Source organism: Kribbella sp. NPDC051620 (assembly GCF_044453825.1).
GTDB lineage: Bacteria > Actinomycetota > Actinomycetes > Propionibacteriales > Kribbellaceae > Kribbella.
Genome location: NZ_JBITDB010000003.1, coordinates 87606 through 102702, shown reverse-complemented (window position 1 = coordinate 102702; position 15097 = coordinate 87606). Strand labels below are relative to the sequence as shown.

Sequence of the window (15097 nt, the reverse complement as noted above, 5' to 3'; positions counted from 1 at the left end):
CCTTGGCGTAGCGTATCGAATTTGATACCGTCGAGAAGTGGATGTTGCTGACTACGAGCGGGCGCAGATCGCAGACGACATGCGGTTGGCGCTGGCCGACGCGGGGCTGACCCAGGAGGCGTTTGCCCGCCTGCTGGGGACGTCGCGGCCTCGACTGTCCGCCTATCTCAGCGGCCGGACGATTCCGTCAGCCGCTCTGTACCAACGCGCTCTGCGCGCCGGGCGGGCACTCAAGAGCAGCCGTGCCCATGGCTGGATGACGCCGGACCGGACGATCGACGAGATCAACGCGACCCTGGCTGAGGGTGACGAGCAGTGGGCGTTCAAGTTGGTCTTGCAGGCACGCGATCAACTGGCCTACCAGCTGCGCAATCATGAAATGGGTAGTGACGCGTGGCTGCTCCGGAGCCGCGAGATCGCAGATCCGCGCTTCGAGACATTGCTCGCTGCGTTGATCGGACACGAGTTCTCGTCGTACGACGAGCGTCGTACTCCGGAGTGGGCCCGGGACGTCAGGTTGAAGAAGCCGTGGCTCCATCCCAACGCCCGCCGCGGTGCCGACTGGACCAGGAAGAACACCCCGCCATGGCTCGCCGAGCGCGGAATCTTCATCTCCGAACACGATCTGAAGACCGCGTAGAACACTGATGGCAGACGACTTCACCGCACCCGAGATCCGACGACTTCTTGATCTGCTCGAAATGGAACTCGCTGGGCGAGGCGTGGCCGCGGCGATGTAAGTCGTGGGTGGCGCGGCCATCGCGTTGAACTACAGCTCGGGCCGCCGCTGTGGTCAATGCACCGATTCGTGCCGGGCTGCGCATCGAGGTCGCGACTCCGGAAGCGCTGCTGGCCATGAAGTTGGAGATTCACGGTGGCTACGACGACATGCTGCTGTGGTGCCGGAGTCTCGTCGGGATGCTTTGGCCATAAGTGACGTCGAGGCTGCGTGGAGCTCTAGGCGTCGATGAGGGCTGTGTGTTTGCCGGTGGTCAGGGATTGGCCTCGGTCGATCATTTGTTCGGCGATTCGGTCTACGGCGGTGGAGAAGGCGGGGGCGTTGTCGGGGTCCCAGTCTTCGAGGCGGGTGAGGATCCAGGTTCGGTAGGCGCCTACGAAGCGCTGGAAGAGTTCGAGGCCGGGCTGGGTGAAGCGGTAGTGGCCGAGGGTTTCGGAGAGATAGCCGTCGGAGACCAGCTGGGTGGCCAGGGGTTCGAAGACGCCTGGTGGGACCTTGAGGTCGCCGGTGATCTCCTGCAGGGTGGCGGAGCCGCTTTCGGCGCCGCCGCGGAAGACCCGCATGATCATCCAGGCTTGGGCGATCGAGAGTGGGATGCCGGACTCGGCGAGTACTTCGGGGCCGGGGTTGCGTTTGTGGTTCTGGACGACCAGGGCGAACAGCTTCTGCAACTCGTGTTCCGAGTCGAAGGACGCCGGTGCGGCGAAGCTGTCGCCGACGCCGGAGTTGCCGCCGGCCGCGACTCGCGCGGTGTCGCGGAGCGGAACCTCCTTCAGCAGCAGGGCAACGAGCAACCCCACCACGGCAACCGGTACCGCCGCCAGGAACACCACATGCAACGCGTCGGCGTACGCCGCGGTGATCGGTTCGCGAGCCGCCTCGGGCAGATTGCGCACACCATCCACCGATGCTGCCAGCCGCGGATCGACGCCGGGAGGAATCGCGCCGGCCAGCTTGTCCGGCAGCGTCGACGCATAGAAAGACCCGAAGACGGCCACCCCGAAGGAGCTGCCCATCGTCCGCAGGAAGCTCACCCCAGAGGTCGCGACCCCGAGATCCGCATAGTCGACGGTGCTCTGCACGACCACCGTCGGCACCGGCATACAGAGCCCGACCCCGAGCCCCAGGACGACCATGAAGCCCGCCGTGGTCAGGTACGCCGTCTGGTTGGTCATCAGCGACAGCAGGTAGAGCCCACCCGCGATCAGCACCGTCCCGATGATCGGGAAGATCCGGTACCGCCCGGTCTTGCTGATGATCGTGCCGACCGCGATCGACGCGACCAGCAACCCGATCACCAGCGGCAGCATCTGCAGCCCGGAATCCGTCGCCGACGCCCCGTGCACGTACTGCAGGTACGTCGGCAGGAACGTGACCCCGCCCAGCATCGCGAACCCGATGATGAAGCTCAGCAACGCACACACCGAGAACACCCCGGACCTGAACAACCGCATCGGCAGCAACGGCTCGGCCGCCCGCAACTCGACCAGGATGAAGAGCCCGAGCGCGATCAGCGACCCGAACGTCATCGCGATGATCGTCGGCGACAGCCAGTCGTACTCGTTCCCGCCCCACGTGGTCACCAGAGTCAGCCCGGTCGCGGCCAACCCGATCAGCAGGATGCCCGCATAGTCGATCGCCGGTTTCACCGCGGCCTTCACCGACGGCAGCGTGATGGCCGCGACGATCAGCACGATGACGCCCAGCGGCAGGTTCACGTAGAACGCCCACCGCCAGCTCAGTTGGTCGACGAACAGCCCGCCGAGCAGCGGCCCGGCCACCGTGGAGACGCCGAAGACCGAACCGATGAAGCCCTGGTACTTCCCGCGCTCGCTCAACGGCACGACGTCCGCGATCACCGCCGTCGCGGTCACCATCAGGCCGCCGGCGCCGAGCCCCTGGATCGCCCGCGACCCGACCAGCCAGAGCATGTCGTTCGCCATTCCGCACAGCGCGGACCCGGCCAGGAACAGCACGACGCTGATCAGGAACATCGGTTTGCGCCCGTACAGGTCGCCGAACTTGCCGACCAGCGCCGTCATGATGGTCTCGGCCAGCAGGTACGCCGTCACCACCCAGGACAGGTGGTTGGCGCCGCCGAGATCGCTGACGATGGTCGGCAACGCGGTCGCCACGATCGTCTGGTCGAGGGCCGCGAGCAGCATTCCGAGCATGATCGCGACCACCACGGCGTTCTGGGTGGCCTTTCCGACGGGCTGGGCCTCGGTCTCCATGAGCTGAATGTAGCGACTCGATGACGGAGTGCTACCACGGAATCACCGCGATCGGGTCTCAGAATTTCCGGCCCGTACGATGGACAGGTGCCATCGACACTGCCCGAGGGGGAGGTTGCGCCCCGGGACGGGTCGCTGCCGGAGCCTTCCCTGCAAGAGGCGGCCACCAGACCTTTCGGGTTCTATCTGCACGTCCCGTTCTGCGCCGCGCGCTGCGGATACTGCGACTTCAACACCTACACCGCCAAGGAGCTCGGCGGCGGTGGTTCGCAGGCGTCGTACGCCGAGACCGCGGTGGCCGAGGTCCGGCTGGCGCGCAAGGTGCTCGGCGACCTGGACCGGCCGGTCGACACGGTCTTCTTCGGCGGCGGTACGCCGACCCTGCTCCCGGCCGAGGACCTGGGCCGGATGCTGGCCGCCGTGCGGGACGAGTTCGGGCTGGCCCCCGGCGCCGAGGTGACGACCGAGGCGAATCCCGAGTCCGTCGATCCGGCGTACCTGGCCGCGATCCGCGAAGCGGGCTTCAACCGGGTCTCCTTCGGCATGCAGAGCGCGACCCCGCACGTGCTCCAGATCCTCGACCGCTTGCACACGCCCGGCCGCGCGCTCGAAGCGGCCAAAGAGGCGACCGCCGCCGGGTTCGAGCACGTCAACCTCGACCTGATCTACGGCACTCCGGGCGAATCCCTCGACGACTGGCGCCGGTCGCTGGAGTCCGCGTTGTCCGCCGAACCAGACCATGTCAGCGCCTATGCGCTGATCGTGGAGGACGGCACCCAGTTGGCCCGGCGGGTACGCCGCGGCGAGTTGCCGATGCCCGACGACGACGATCTCGCGGACAAGTACGTGTTGGCCGACGAGCTGCTCACCGCGGCCGGCCTCGGCTGGTACGAGGTCTCCAACTGGGCCCGTACTCCCGAAGCCCGCTGCCGCCACAACGAGCTGTACTGGCGTGGCGACACCTGGTGGGGGATCGGCCCCGGCGCCCACAGCCACGTCGGCGGAGTCCGCTGGTGGAACGTCAAGCACCCCACCGCGTACGCCGAACGGCTCGCGGCCGGTGACAGCCCGGCGTACGCGCGGGAGACCCTGGATGCCGAGACGCGCCGGGTCGAGCGGGTGCTGCTGGAGATCCGGCTGGCCGACGGGCTGCCGCCGGACGTCCTGGACGAGGCCGGCCGGCAGGCCGTGAAGGATGCGGTGGGCAACGACCTGCTGACCGAGAAAAACGACCGCTTGGTACTCACTCGGCGTGGCCGGCTGCTGGCCGACGCCGTGGTTCGTGACCTGTTGCCGTAACCCGGCAGGGCCGGGAAAAGGCCAGGAAAAGCAGCGATCCGTCACCGGTGTGGTTCGGTCCGTGACATTTGCGACGGGTATGTACTGACCAATGCCCGGTCATGTCTCAGCGTAACGATGTGGTCCTTGACACAGTCAGTTGAAACGCTCGAAACTCATTCCACTTTCCCTCACCGAAAGCGCTCTCAACCCGTCCTCTGTAACAGGGAGCATTTCCCATGCGGCCCAGCGCCCGCCAACGCAGTGCCGTAGTGGCCCTCGCCTGCAGCCTCACCCTGCTCGCGTCCGCCTGCGGCGGAAGCGACCAGCAGTCCTCCTCCTCGGATTCCGGCTCCGGCGACGACGGCGCGAAGATCGAGCTGACCATCGCGACGTTCAACGAGTTCGGTTACGACGACCTGTACGCCGAGTACGAGGCCGAGCACCCGAACATCAAGATCACCCCGCGCCGGGCCAAGACGGTCGACGAGCACATCAAGAACCTCGACACGAACCTGGCCGCCGGTTCCGGGCTGGCCGACATCGAGGCGATGGAGATCGGCTGGATCTACAACTACCTGGCCAAGGCCGACAAGTTCGTCGACCTGCGCGACTACGGGGCCAACGACCTCGGCGACCGCTGGCTGGACTGGAAGGTCGCGGGCGCGACCACCGCCGACGGCAAGATCATCGGCTACGGCACCGACATCGGTCCGGAGGCGATCTGCTATCGCAAGGATCTGTTCGCCAAGGCCGGCCTGCCGACCGACCGGGCCCAGGTCGCCAAGCTGTTCCCGGACTGGAACTCGTACTTCGCCACCGGCCGCAGGTTCAAGGCCAAGGTGCCGGGCTCGGCCTGGTACGACTCCTCGGTGCTGGCCTGGGAGGCGATGCGCAACCAGCTGATCGAGGCCTACTACTCCAACAACGACCGGTACCTGGGTGACGAGAACCCGTTGCTGAAGCAGACCTGGGACCAGATCGTCGAGGGCTACCAGGATGGTTTGTCGGCCAAGCTGCCGGCCTGGAGCGACCCGTGGACCAAGGCCTTCCGCAGCGACGCGTTCGCGACGATGGCCTGCCCGGGCTGGCTGCTCGGCGTGATCCAGGACAACGCCGGGACGTTCGGCAAGGGCAAGTGGGACGTCGCCGACGTGTTCCCCGGCGGCGGTGGCAACTGGGGCGGGTCGTACCTGACCATCCCGAAGCAGTCGGCCAACCCGGCCGAGGCGGCCAAGCTGGCCGCCTGGCTGACCGCGCCGGAGCAGCAGATCAAGGTCTTCAAGAAGATCGGCTCGTTCCCCTCCACCCTGGACGCCTACGAGGCGCCGCAGGTGAAGAGCCAGGTGAACGCCTACTTCAACAACGCGCCGACCGGCAAGATCTTCATCGACCGGGCCAAGAGCGTGATCCTCAAACAGCACAAGGGCCCGCGCGAGGGCGAGGTCAACACGGTCTTCACCGACGCGCTGGCCCGGGTCGACGCCGGCAAGCAGAAACCCGACGACGCCTGGAAGCAGGCGCTGCGCGACGCGGACAAGGCCGCCAACACCCGCAAGGGCGGTTAGGCCGGATCCGCAGACCGCCCCGGCCGGTACGGCGGTGTTTCCGGCGGCCGGGCCCCGATTGGTACTACGGTGGCAAGGTCAGAATCAGCCGGGGGAGGTCCGTAGTCGATGCACGGTGGTCTGGGCAGTGGATCTCCGACGCTGGAGCAGGTGGCTGCGCTGGCCGGGGTCTCGCGCGCGACCGTCTCCCGGGTGGTGAACGGATCGCCGAAGGTGCTGCCGGAGACGGTGGCGGCGGTCGAGCGGGCGATCGGCGAGCTCGGGTACGTGCCGAACCGGGCCGCTCGCGCGCTGGTGACGCGCCGGACGGATTCGGTCGCGCTGGTCGTGCCGGAGCCGGACAGCCGGGTGTTCTCGGACCCGTTCTTCGCCGGCATCCTGCGCGGGATCAGCATGACCCTGGCGCCGACCTCGTCGCAGCTCGTGCTGCTGATCGAGCCCGCCGAGGGTGACGACCAGCGGTTGCTGCGGTACCTGCGCGGCGGGCACGTGGACGGCGCGATCATCGTCAGCCACCACGGCCGCGACAACGTGCTGCAGGAGCTCGCCCAGTTGCCGCTGCCGATCGTGTTCAGCGCGCGGCCGCTCGGCGTCGAGGTACCGGTCGCGAGTGTCGACGTCGACAACGTCGCCGGGGCCCGGACCGCGGTCGAGTACCTGTTGTCGAAGGGGCGCCGCAAGCTCGGTACGGTCGCAGGCCCGCTCGACATGACGGCCGGCCTCGACCGGCTGACCGGCTACCAGGAAGCCATGAAGGAGGCGGGGATCGAGCAGGCCGTTGCCTATGGCGACTTCACCGCCGACGGTGGCGAGCAGGCGACGCTGCGGCTGCTCGACCAGCATCCGGAGCTCGACGGGATCTTCGTCGCCAACGACCTGATGGCCACGGCGACCCTGCGGGTGCTGTCCCAGCTCGGCAAGCGGGTGCCCGAGGATGTCGCGGTGGTCGGGTTCGACGATTCCGTGGTGGCGACGACGACCACGCCGATGCTGACCACCGTGCGCCAGCCGGTCGAAAAGCTCGGCGCCCGGCTGGCCGAGATGCTCCTGGCCAAACTCGCCGGCGCCGACCTGACCAGCCCGGAGATCTACGACACCGAACTGATCATCCGCGGATCCGCGTAAAGCATCACGGCGGGTCGTTCTGGAACTGGAACTGCACTCGGATGGATCCGTCGAGCGGTACGACGAGGGTCGTGTTGGATGCGTTCCATTGCTGCGGGACCAGGAACAGCCGGTTCTGCCCGACCACCAGCAGCCGCAACCCGCGGTACCGGTAGTTGAAGGTTTGCTCGGTGCCGGCGGTCCGGAGCGTGGTCTCCTCGATTCCGGGTGAGCGCAGTTGCAGGCGCTCCTTGGTGTCGAGGATGACGACGGGGAACTGCTTGAGGTTCTGCGCGTCCGCCTTCGCCAGGCCGCGTCCGGAGTACTGCGCTGTCGTCGCCGTCGCCCAGAACGCGCAGGTGGTGGTGACGACGGCGAGCAGTCCGAGCAGCATGTACTGCGGGGTGAGCCCGGCCGCTTTGCGATCGAAGTACGAGAGGTAGGCCAACGTCGCCGCGGACAGCCCGATCACCGCCGGTACCACCAGGGCGTAGTACGGGAGGTGGCCGAGCAGGGGATAGCCGATCAGGCCGACGACGCCGAGGAGCAGGAGCGCGATCGTGACGATCTTGGCGCGCCGGATGGTGGTGGCGGTCGGCTGGATCGCGTTGTGCAGCAGGAGTCCGGCGACGGCGAGCAGGGTGATGCCGAGCAGGGGGACGAGCAGCGGCTGGGGGCTGCGCATCACGTAGTCCTGGGTGCGCAGGCCGATCGTGTCGACGTCGATCCCGAAGTACTCGTACTGCGCGCGAGCGGACACGTAGCCGAAGTAGAAGAGCAACCCGCTGATCAGTGTCACCGGCGCGACGATGCGGGTCGCGAAGGTCACCCAGCGCTCGAGCTGGGACTGTTCGTCAGCCACTCGGCGGACCAGGGGTGAAGGAGATCTGGCTGCCCGGCACCTGGCCCTGCAGGGACTCGCAGTCGGCCTCGGTCGCGCACTCGGCGGACGCCGACAGGATCAGCTGGACGGCGTTGCCGTCGGCGATCTGCCGGACGCCGACGAAGCACGGCTTGAAGGTGTTCGACTGCCAGACGAGGTCGGTGCCGCACGGTGGCGACTTGTCACCGCAGCCGGTCTGGTCCAGTTCGAAGACGCCGCCTGGTTCGAGATGCGGCGAGCCGACCTGGATCGTCGTACCGTCCGGGATCGGGTTGCGGCCGAGCCAGTTGACCTCGGCGCACTGATAGCCGTTCTCGGTCGTCTCGACGTTGCCGCCGATCGGCGCCGACGCGATCTCGATCGACGGCTTCTGCCGGCTCGGCTGGGCGGTCTCCGGATCGGTGGGCTCGACCGATGGCTCGCTGGGCTGGCTCGCGGCCGGGCTGTCCGTGTCGAAGGTGATCGGGTCGTCACTCGAACCGCTGCCACCACAGCCGATCAGCAACAGAAGCAGGCACCACGTCACCAGCGAACGCACAAGGGTCATGACACGACCACCCCCAAGTCGGCCCTTGCCCTCAGCATGCGCTTTAGGGCACCGCGCGACAACAGTTCGTGGTTTCCCGCTCTGTCGAAGGGCGTTGTGATCGTGGTAGATCTACGAACAGACAAGGGGGGATCCATGTCCGATCATGAGATCCGGATCGCGCTGGTGCTCAACGGTGGCGTCAGCCTGGCGGTCTGGATGGGTGGAGTCACGCACGAGCTGGACCTGATCCGGCGGGCGTCCGGCACGGCCGGGGCGCCGAAATCACAGGCTTACGACGAGCAGCTCGCGAGCCGGTGGCGCGAGCTGTGCCGTCGTGGTGGTGAGCGTCGCAGAGTCGTGGTCGACGTCATCGCCGGTACCAGCGCAGGCGGACTGAACGGGTCGTTGCTCGCGACGGCCATCTCGCACGGGTCGACGCTCGATCCACCCGGTGCCGACGACGAGCGCGGGCCTTGGCTTCGGCAGCGCTGGGTGGGGCTTGGGTCGCTCGAGGTGGGCAAGCTGGTGCCTGCGTTCGGGGTCGCGTCGACGTCGGTGCTGGACGGGAAGTACTTCCTCAAGGAGCTGAAGAGTCTGCTCGATGGGGTCGCGAAGGCCGGCAAGCCGACGGCGGCCGACCCGGTCACGCTGTTCGTCACGGCGTCCGGACTCGGGGTGCAGCAGTTCGAGGCGAAGGACGCGGCGGGTCAGGCGTTCGTCGTACCGGATCATCGGTACCTGTTCTGCTTCACCAGCGAGAAGGCTGCCGTCTACGACGGTGCCAAGCGGTCGTTCTCGGTGGATCCGAAGAACGGGTTGCGGGACACGGAGCTGCTCGCCCGGGCGGCGCGCGCGTCGGCGTCGTTCCCGGCCGCGTTCGGGCCGGTGCTGGAGACGCCGAAGATGGCTGCCGCGCCACCGCGAGTCCAGCCGACGCAGGCGAAGTCGGGCACCTGGCTGGTCGACGGTGGGGTGCTGGACAACGCGCCGTTCGGGCCGGTGCTGGACGTCGTCGCGCGGCGGCCGGTCACCGGACGAGCGAGCCGGTATGTGCTGTACGTCGTACCGTCGGCCGGAATCGGTACCGCGGCCGAGACCCGGCTGACCGACGCGAGCGAACCGAACTGGCGGGTCTCGGCGATGTCAGCGGTGAAGTTCCCGCGTGAGGTGGACTTCCGGTCCGACGTGGAGCAGCTCGAACGGTTGCTGCTGGAGGCCGACGCGTCCTGGTCGGACTCGCAGCGGCTCTTCGATCGTTGCATCGAGCAACAAGATGAGCGGGACCGGTTGCGGCAGGCGGCCGGGTTGCTGCAGCCGGCGTACGCGCGTGGCCGTGCTGCTGGTGGCGTCTGGGAGGCGGTCACCATCGCGACGCATGACCAGTCGACCGTGCTGGATGCGGCGACGGCTCTGTCCGAGACGGAGATCGACGACATCCTCGGCACCGATCATCCGTGGGTGCCGGCGCCCGATGGTTCGATCGCGCCGGTGGTGAAGGATTTTGCCGGGAACCCTTGCTGGGCTTGGGGAACCGGCGCGGCCGAGCGGGTCGTCCGGTTGGTACTGCGGTCGCTGCGGACCAAGATCGACAGTGCGCCGCGCGAGCAGCGGGCGGAGCTGGAGCGGCGGTTGAAGGCGACGAGCGACAGCCTGCAGAAGGTACAGGCCGTTCGGGACGCGTTGTCGGAGGAGCTGGCCGAGGCGGATCTGGATCTGCAGCCGGCCGGCGGAGCGGAGGCAGTCGCGGTCGCGCTGAACGACATCTTCGAGACGCTGCAGGTGCAGCGGGCGCTGGGCGACGAGTTCGCGGCGCTGATCTCCGTCGTCGGTGCCGAGGTGGTGGAGACGGCGCTCGAGGTGGAGATCGTCTCGCGGTGCACGTCGGCGCGGACGCCGCAGCAGCGCAGCGCGCCGTTCAAGTTCTTGCGGCTGGGGCCGGACATCCCGCTCACCCTGCTCGACTCGGTGACCGCGGGGTCGATCGCGAACGACCTCAAGGAACGGATCCTGTACGGGACGCAGGTGAGCCATTTCGGTGCCTTCGGGGCGGCGGACTGGCGGCGCTGGGACTGGCTGATGGGCCGGCTGCACTGCGTCGCCCATCTCGGCGCGATGCTCGGTGCTGAGCCGGACTGGATCCGCGAAACCCAGCGGCTGGTGCTGGAGGCCGAGGAGTGGAAGCTGGACGACGTCGCTGAGCGGGTCCAGCGGCTGGCGCACGACTTCCCGGTCGATGCGGGGTTGGGTGCGCTCACGACGATGCGGAACGAGCTCAATACGAGTCGGGAGGGCATCGAGACGACCAGGGGACTGGCCGACCGGATGGTCGAGGTGTCGGGCGGGCTGGGGCCGGCGGTCGGGCACTGGGTCAAGTCGATGGCGGGACGGAAGTACAAGCCGGATACCTGGGCGCTGCAGGTCGCTCGGTGGTTCACGGAGCCGGCCCGGTTCAGTCTCTGGCATCGGCTGGTCAAAAATCCGGACCTGACACCGGCGCGACGGCCGTTGATCTTCCAGCGGTGGCTGCCTGCGGCCTTGCTGGGGGCTGCGGTCGTGTTGCTCGTTGCGGCGGGCGTGGTCGATCTCGCTGCGGTGCGGGTTGTCGCGGGGGTGCTGGCGGGCGTGTTGCTGACCCTTGCGGTGGCGTTCTTCGTGGGGTCGCTGCTCATCCGGCGGTTGCGGCGGCGGATCCGGGGCTGGATCGAGGAACGGGTGCCGGCGATCAGTCCTGCGTCACGAAATCGATGAGCTCCTCGACCCGGCCGAGCAGCTCCGGCTCGAGATCGGCGTAGCTGCGGACCTTGGACAGGATGTGCTTCCAGGCGGCGGCGACGTCGGCCTGGTCGGTGGCCGGCCAGCCGAAGGTCTCCAGCACGCCCTTCTTCCACTCCTGACCGCGCGGGATCTTCGGCCAGGCGGCGATGCCGACCGACGACGGCTTGATCGCTTCCCAGATGTCGATATACGGGTGGCCGACGACCAGGACGTCCCGGTTGTTGATCTCGGCGGCGATCCTCGACTCCTTCGAGCCCTCGACCAGGTGGTCGACCAGGACGCCCAGGCGCCGGCCGGGACCGGGACGGAACCGGCTGACGATGGCCGGCAGGTCGTCGATGCCTTCCATGTACTCGACGACGACGCTCTCGATCCGCAGGTCGTCACCCCAGACCCGCTCGACCAGCTCGGCGTCGTGCCGGCCCTCGACGTAGATCCGGCTCGCCCGCGCGACCTTGGCCCGCACGTTCGAGACGGCGACGGATCCCGAGGCGGTGTGCGTCTTCTTGGCCGGGGCGGCCTTCTTGGGCGCGATCAGGTTGACCGGCTTGCCGTCCACCCAGAACCCGGGGCCGAGCGGGTACGTCTTGATCTTTCCGTGCCGGTCCTCGAGATCGACCACGCCGTGCTCCCATCGCACCACGGCCCCGACGTACCCGGAACTGGGTTCCTCGACCACCAGCCCCTTCTCGATCACCAGATCGACGGTCCGCCCGTTCTTGGGCTTCCGCCAATCCCCAGCCAGCACGTCCCGCCCATACCGATCAGCCACCGTCCAAACCTAACTGGTTCAGGTACCAGGCGCGGGTTGGGTGGCGGGCGAGTTTGCCGCTGGAGGTTTTGTGGATGGTGCCTCGCTGGGTGAGGACGACGTCGTGGACGCGGAGGTCGTGGTGGCGTTTGACGGCGGCGCGGATGGAGTCGGTGGGGTCGTCGGGGGTGATGTGTTCGACGACGACGATCAGGTGCTCGGAGTCTGGGGAGGGGATGGAGAAGGCGACCACCCGGCCGGGTTTCAGGGCTGGGTGGGTTTTGTGGATGGTGGCTTCGAGGTCTTGGGGGTGGTGGTTGCGGCCGTCGATGATGATCAGGTCCTTGAGGCGGCCGGTGAGGTAGAGCTCACCGGCGTACAGGGTGCCGAGATCGCCGGTACGGAGCCAGGGGCCGGTGCCATCGGTGAGGGTGGCGTTGAAGGTTTGTTCGGTACGGGCGGGGTCGGACCAGTAGCCGCGGGCGACGTTCGGGCCGGCGATGCAGATCTCACCGATCTGGCCCGGGGGGAGTGGGTTGCCGTCTGGGTCGGCGATCACGACTGTTTGGCCGCGGGGTGGGCCGCAGGAGACCAGCTCGGTGCTGCCGAAGGTTGCGATGGTGGGCTCGGCGTCGATGGGGGCGCTGGCGACGAAAACGACGGCTTCGGCCAGACCGTACGCCGGGACGTGAGAGGTCGGGTTGAAGCCGTGATCGCGGAAGGCATCGGTGAAGGCCGTGAGGGTTGCCGGTCGGATCGGTTCGGCGCCGTTGAGGAACGCCTTGTAGCGGGTCAGGTCGAGGTTGGACTTGTCCGTGATCCGCTGGACGCAGTGGTCGTAGGCGAAATTGGGTGCCGCGGTGTAGACGTCCAGGGCCTCGTCGGCGAGCTGGAACCAGCGGGCCGGCCGCATCAGGAACGCCACCGGATCGGTGAACGCCGACCGGTCACCGTGCAGGATCGGTACGCCGAACGCGAGCATCAACCCCATGTCGTGGAACAACGGCAACCAGCTCACCGTCATCGACCGCCCCGGCCGGAACGCGAACGCCTCGATCAGCTGGCCGATGTTGGCGACCAGGTTGGCATGCGACACCATCACCCCAGCCGGCGACCCGGTCGACCCCGACGTGTACTGGAGATACGCGATCTCGTCCCCATCGATCGCCTCCAGTTCCCACTCAATTGATCCGAGCTGGTCGGTGGCAATCACCGGCAGACCGAGCCCGTTGCAGGCCTCCAAGGCGCCCGTGGTGGTGAGCGCACATACCGGAGAACAATCGGCAAGCACACCATCCAGCCGCGCGCGGTGCCCCGGGAGATCCGGCGGGAACAACGGGACCGCGATGGTTCGCGCGTAAAAGGACCCGAGCACAGCTACGAGGTAGTCGAGTCCCTGCGGCAAGAGGACCGCGACCCGATCGCCCGGCTGCGCAGTTTTGCGGATGGTCGCGGCGACGGCGCGGGCACGGCCGTCGACCTCAGCCCACGTCAGCGTGGTCCGTGAGTCGGCGCGATAGTCGACGTACGTGTAGGCAGGCTGGTCAGGCTTCTCCCTGGCCCACCGCGCGACCAGGTCGACGATCGTGGTCATGACCCCGGCCAGGGAGCGACCGGTACGTCGGTGACGCGACCCGGCGGCGGGGTGATCGGCAGGCCGAGCACCTCGAGCATCGCGAGCTGGGTGTGGAAGGCGAGCGCGTCGGCCGTCAACTCGATGTACCGCTGATGTCCGTCGTCGGCGGCGCGGTCGAGCAGAGCGTCGATTGAGGTGCTCGGCTTCGTTGTGGCGATCCAGTACTCCGCGCCGAACGGCGTCGCGTCGGTCGAGGTCGAGGAGTAGAACGGCAGCCGGACCTCCGCCGGAGCGAGATCGGCAAGCATCGGACCGAGCTGATCCGGCGTCCGGGCCAGCGCGGCGATCACCCGGGCGCCCTCGGTCGCGGTCAACGCACCCGCAACCACCGCGGCTGCAACCTCCCCACACCCCTCCGCCACGATCGCCGCCGGCACCACCCCGTACTCCCGCCAAACCAACGCCAACCCCACCTGCACCGCAAACCCAACCGGCAACTCATCACCCACCGCCACAACGTCCGTCCGCACTGCCTCCCGCAACGAGACACCAGCAGCCCAAACCATCAACGCATCAAGCTCAACCAGCACCCCCAAAAACCCAGGCACGCTCTCAGCCAGCTCCCTCAATCCAGTAGGTGAGGAACTCTGGCTGGGAAATACCCAAACCGGCTGGGGTGGGGTGGGTAGTGCTTCGGCGGCGAAGTTGGTGGGGTGGGGGGTGGCTTGGGCCAGGGATGTTAGGGCGGCGGTTAGGTCGGCTGGGTGGCGGCCGGTGATGGCGGCTCGGAGGGGGCCGCGGGGGAGGCGGCGGGCGAGGGTATGGGCTAGGTCGGCGGTGCTGGTGGCGGGGTTGGTTCGCAGGTAGGTGGCGAGTTGTCCGGCGTGGGTGCGGATTGCGTCGAGGGAGGTGTCCGACAACAGCAGCCGGGTGGGGCCGGTTGATGGGGTGCGGGCAGCGGGATGTGTTCGGCGTACTACGGCTTCGGGGCAGGAGATGGCTGCGCCGACCGGGAAGGGGAGGAGGTCGGGGGTGAGGCCGCGGTCGGCGGTCAGTACCGCCTCGAAGAAGTCGCCGGAAGGTTCGCCCTGGGGGTCGGTGCATAGGGCAAGTACCTGGTCGTGGTCGCGTTCGGCGTCGGCGAGGCGTTTGAGGACGACGACCTGGCAGGCCGGGCCGTCCAAAACTGCCACCGCGAACTCGACGACACCGGTGCGCAGATCGGACATCGCCGTGGACAGTGAGGCGCCGTCGAGGTCGCGCGGCGGCATCCCGGCGTGTTCGAGGGCCTCCCAGATGACTTCACGCAGCGTCTGCCCGCTCGCGGTCGACTTGAGCGACCGCCGGGCGAGCCCGATGACTGCGAGCTCGGAGCCGGACAGCGCGTCTGGCGAGCTGATCGGAACGCCGTCGGGTGCGGCCGGGCTCAGCAGGCCGCGGATCAGTTGGTTGATGGTCGGGTAGCGCCAGACGGACGACGGCTCCAGGCGGCGGCCGAGGACTTCCTCGAGCTCACCCGTGACAGCGACGGCATCCCGGGAGGCGACGCCGTACTGCTCGAGCAGCCGGTCGGCGTCGACGTCCGCGGGCGGCAACTCGCAGGCGCGGGCGACCCGGTCCACCAGGAAACGTCTGAGGTCGAGCTCGCTGATAGCCATCT

11 protein-coding genes are annotated in these 15097 nt (G+C 68.0%); 5 read left to right on the top strand and 6 right to left on the bottom strand.

Annotated features, from left to right (window positions below; translation table 11 throughout):
* The first annotated feature begins 37 nt into the window (after positions 1 to 37).
* Positions 38 to 640: a helix-turn-helix domain-containing protein gene (locus ACIA12_RS13530; RefSeq protein WP_396367255.1), complete on the top strand. Its 603-nt coding sequence runs from the start codon at positions 38 to 40 to the stop codon at positions 638 to 640.
* A gap of 317 nt (positions 641 to 957) precedes the next feature.
* Here ACIA12_RS13530 and ACIA12_RS13525 read toward each other — a convergent pair whose 3' ends face one another.
* A complete protein-coding gene (locus ACIA12_RS13525) occupies positions 958 to 2973 on the bottom strand; it encodes an MDR family MFS transporter (RefSeq protein WP_396367254.1) in 2016 nt (671 codons plus the stop codon).
* Positions 2974 to 3060: 87 nt separating this feature from the next.
* Here ACIA12_RS13525 and hemW point away from each other — a divergent pair, with 87 nt between their 5' ends.
* From hemW to ACIA12_RS13510, 3 genes are all read left to right on the top strand, one after another.
* Entirely contained in the window at positions 3061 to 4272 is a 1212-nt protein-coding gene (hemW, locus tag ACIA12_RS13520) for a radical SAM family heme chaperone HemW (protein WP_396367253.1), read from the top strand.
* A 218-nt stretch (positions 4273 to 4490) separates the two neighbouring features.
* Entirely contained in the window at positions 4491 to 5819 is a 1329-nt protein-coding gene (locus tag ACIA12_RS13515; protein WP_396367252.1) for an extracellular solute-binding protein, read from the top strand.
* Positions 5820 to 5927: 108 nt separating this feature from the next.
* Positions 5928 to 6944, top strand: coding sequence for a LacI family DNA-binding transcriptional regulator (locus tag ACIA12_RS13510; RefSeq protein WP_396367251.1), 1017 nt, complete (start codon positions 5928 to 5930; stop codon positions 6942 to 6944).
* A 4-nt stretch (positions 6945 to 6948) separates the two neighbouring features.
* Here the strand turns inward: ACIA12_RS13510 and ACIA12_RS13505 are convergent, their stop codons facing one another.
* Together ACIA12_RS13505 and ACIA12_RS13500 are read right to left on the bottom strand one after the other, a co-directional pair.
* Positions 6949 to 7785, bottom strand: a complete 837-nt coding sequence (locus ACIA12_RS13505) for a hypothetical protein (RefSeq protein WP_396367250.1) — start codon at positions 7783 to 7785, stop codon at positions 6949 to 6951.
* On the bottom strand, positions 7778 to 8353 hold the full coding sequence (locus tag ACIA12_RS13500; RefSeq protein ID WP_396367249.1) for a hypothetical protein: 576 nt from the start codon (positions 8351 to 8353) through the stop codon (positions 7778 to 7780). The genes ACIA12_RS13505 and ACIA12_RS13500 overlap by 8 nt, the downstream gene beginning before the upstream one ends.
* A gap of 135 nt (positions 8354 to 8488) precedes the next feature.
* Here ACIA12_RS13500 and ACIA12_RS13495 point away from each other — a divergent pair, with 135 nt between their 5' ends.
* A complete protein-coding gene (locus ACIA12_RS13495; protein WP_396367248.1) occupies positions 8489 to 11083 on the top strand; it encodes a DUF3376 domain-containing protein in 2595 nt (864 codons plus the stop codon).
* On the opposite strand, the gene ACIA12_RS13490 is transcribed toward ACIA12_RS13495, so the two are convergent.
* From ACIA12_RS13490 to ACIA12_RS13480, 3 genes are read right to left on the bottom strand one after another with little or no spacing between them, the layout of a single operon-like run.
* On the bottom strand, positions 11058 to 11882 hold the full coding sequence (locus tag ACIA12_RS13490; protein ID WP_396367247.1) for a DUF3097 domain-containing protein: 825 nt from the start codon (positions 11880 to 11882) through the stop codon (positions 11058 to 11060). The genes ACIA12_RS13495 and ACIA12_RS13490 overlap by 26 nt on opposite strands.
* Positions 11875 to 13455 carry a fatty acyl-AMP ligase gene (locus tag ACIA12_RS13485; RefSeq protein WP_396367246.1) on the bottom strand — a complete coding sequence of 527 codons (1581 nt, stop codon included), beginning with the start codon at positions 13453 to 13455 and terminating at the stop codon, positions 11875 to 11877. The genes ACIA12_RS13490 and ACIA12_RS13485 overlap by 8 nt, the downstream gene beginning before the upstream one ends.
* Positions 13452 to 15095, bottom strand: coding sequence for an acyltransferase domain-containing protein (locus tag ACIA12_RS13480; protein ID WP_396367245.1), 1644 nt, complete (start codon positions 15093 to 15095; stop codon positions 13452 to 13454). The genes ACIA12_RS13485 and ACIA12_RS13480 overlap by 4 nt, the downstream gene beginning before the upstream one ends.
* Positions 15096 to 15097 lie beyond the last annotated feature (2 nt).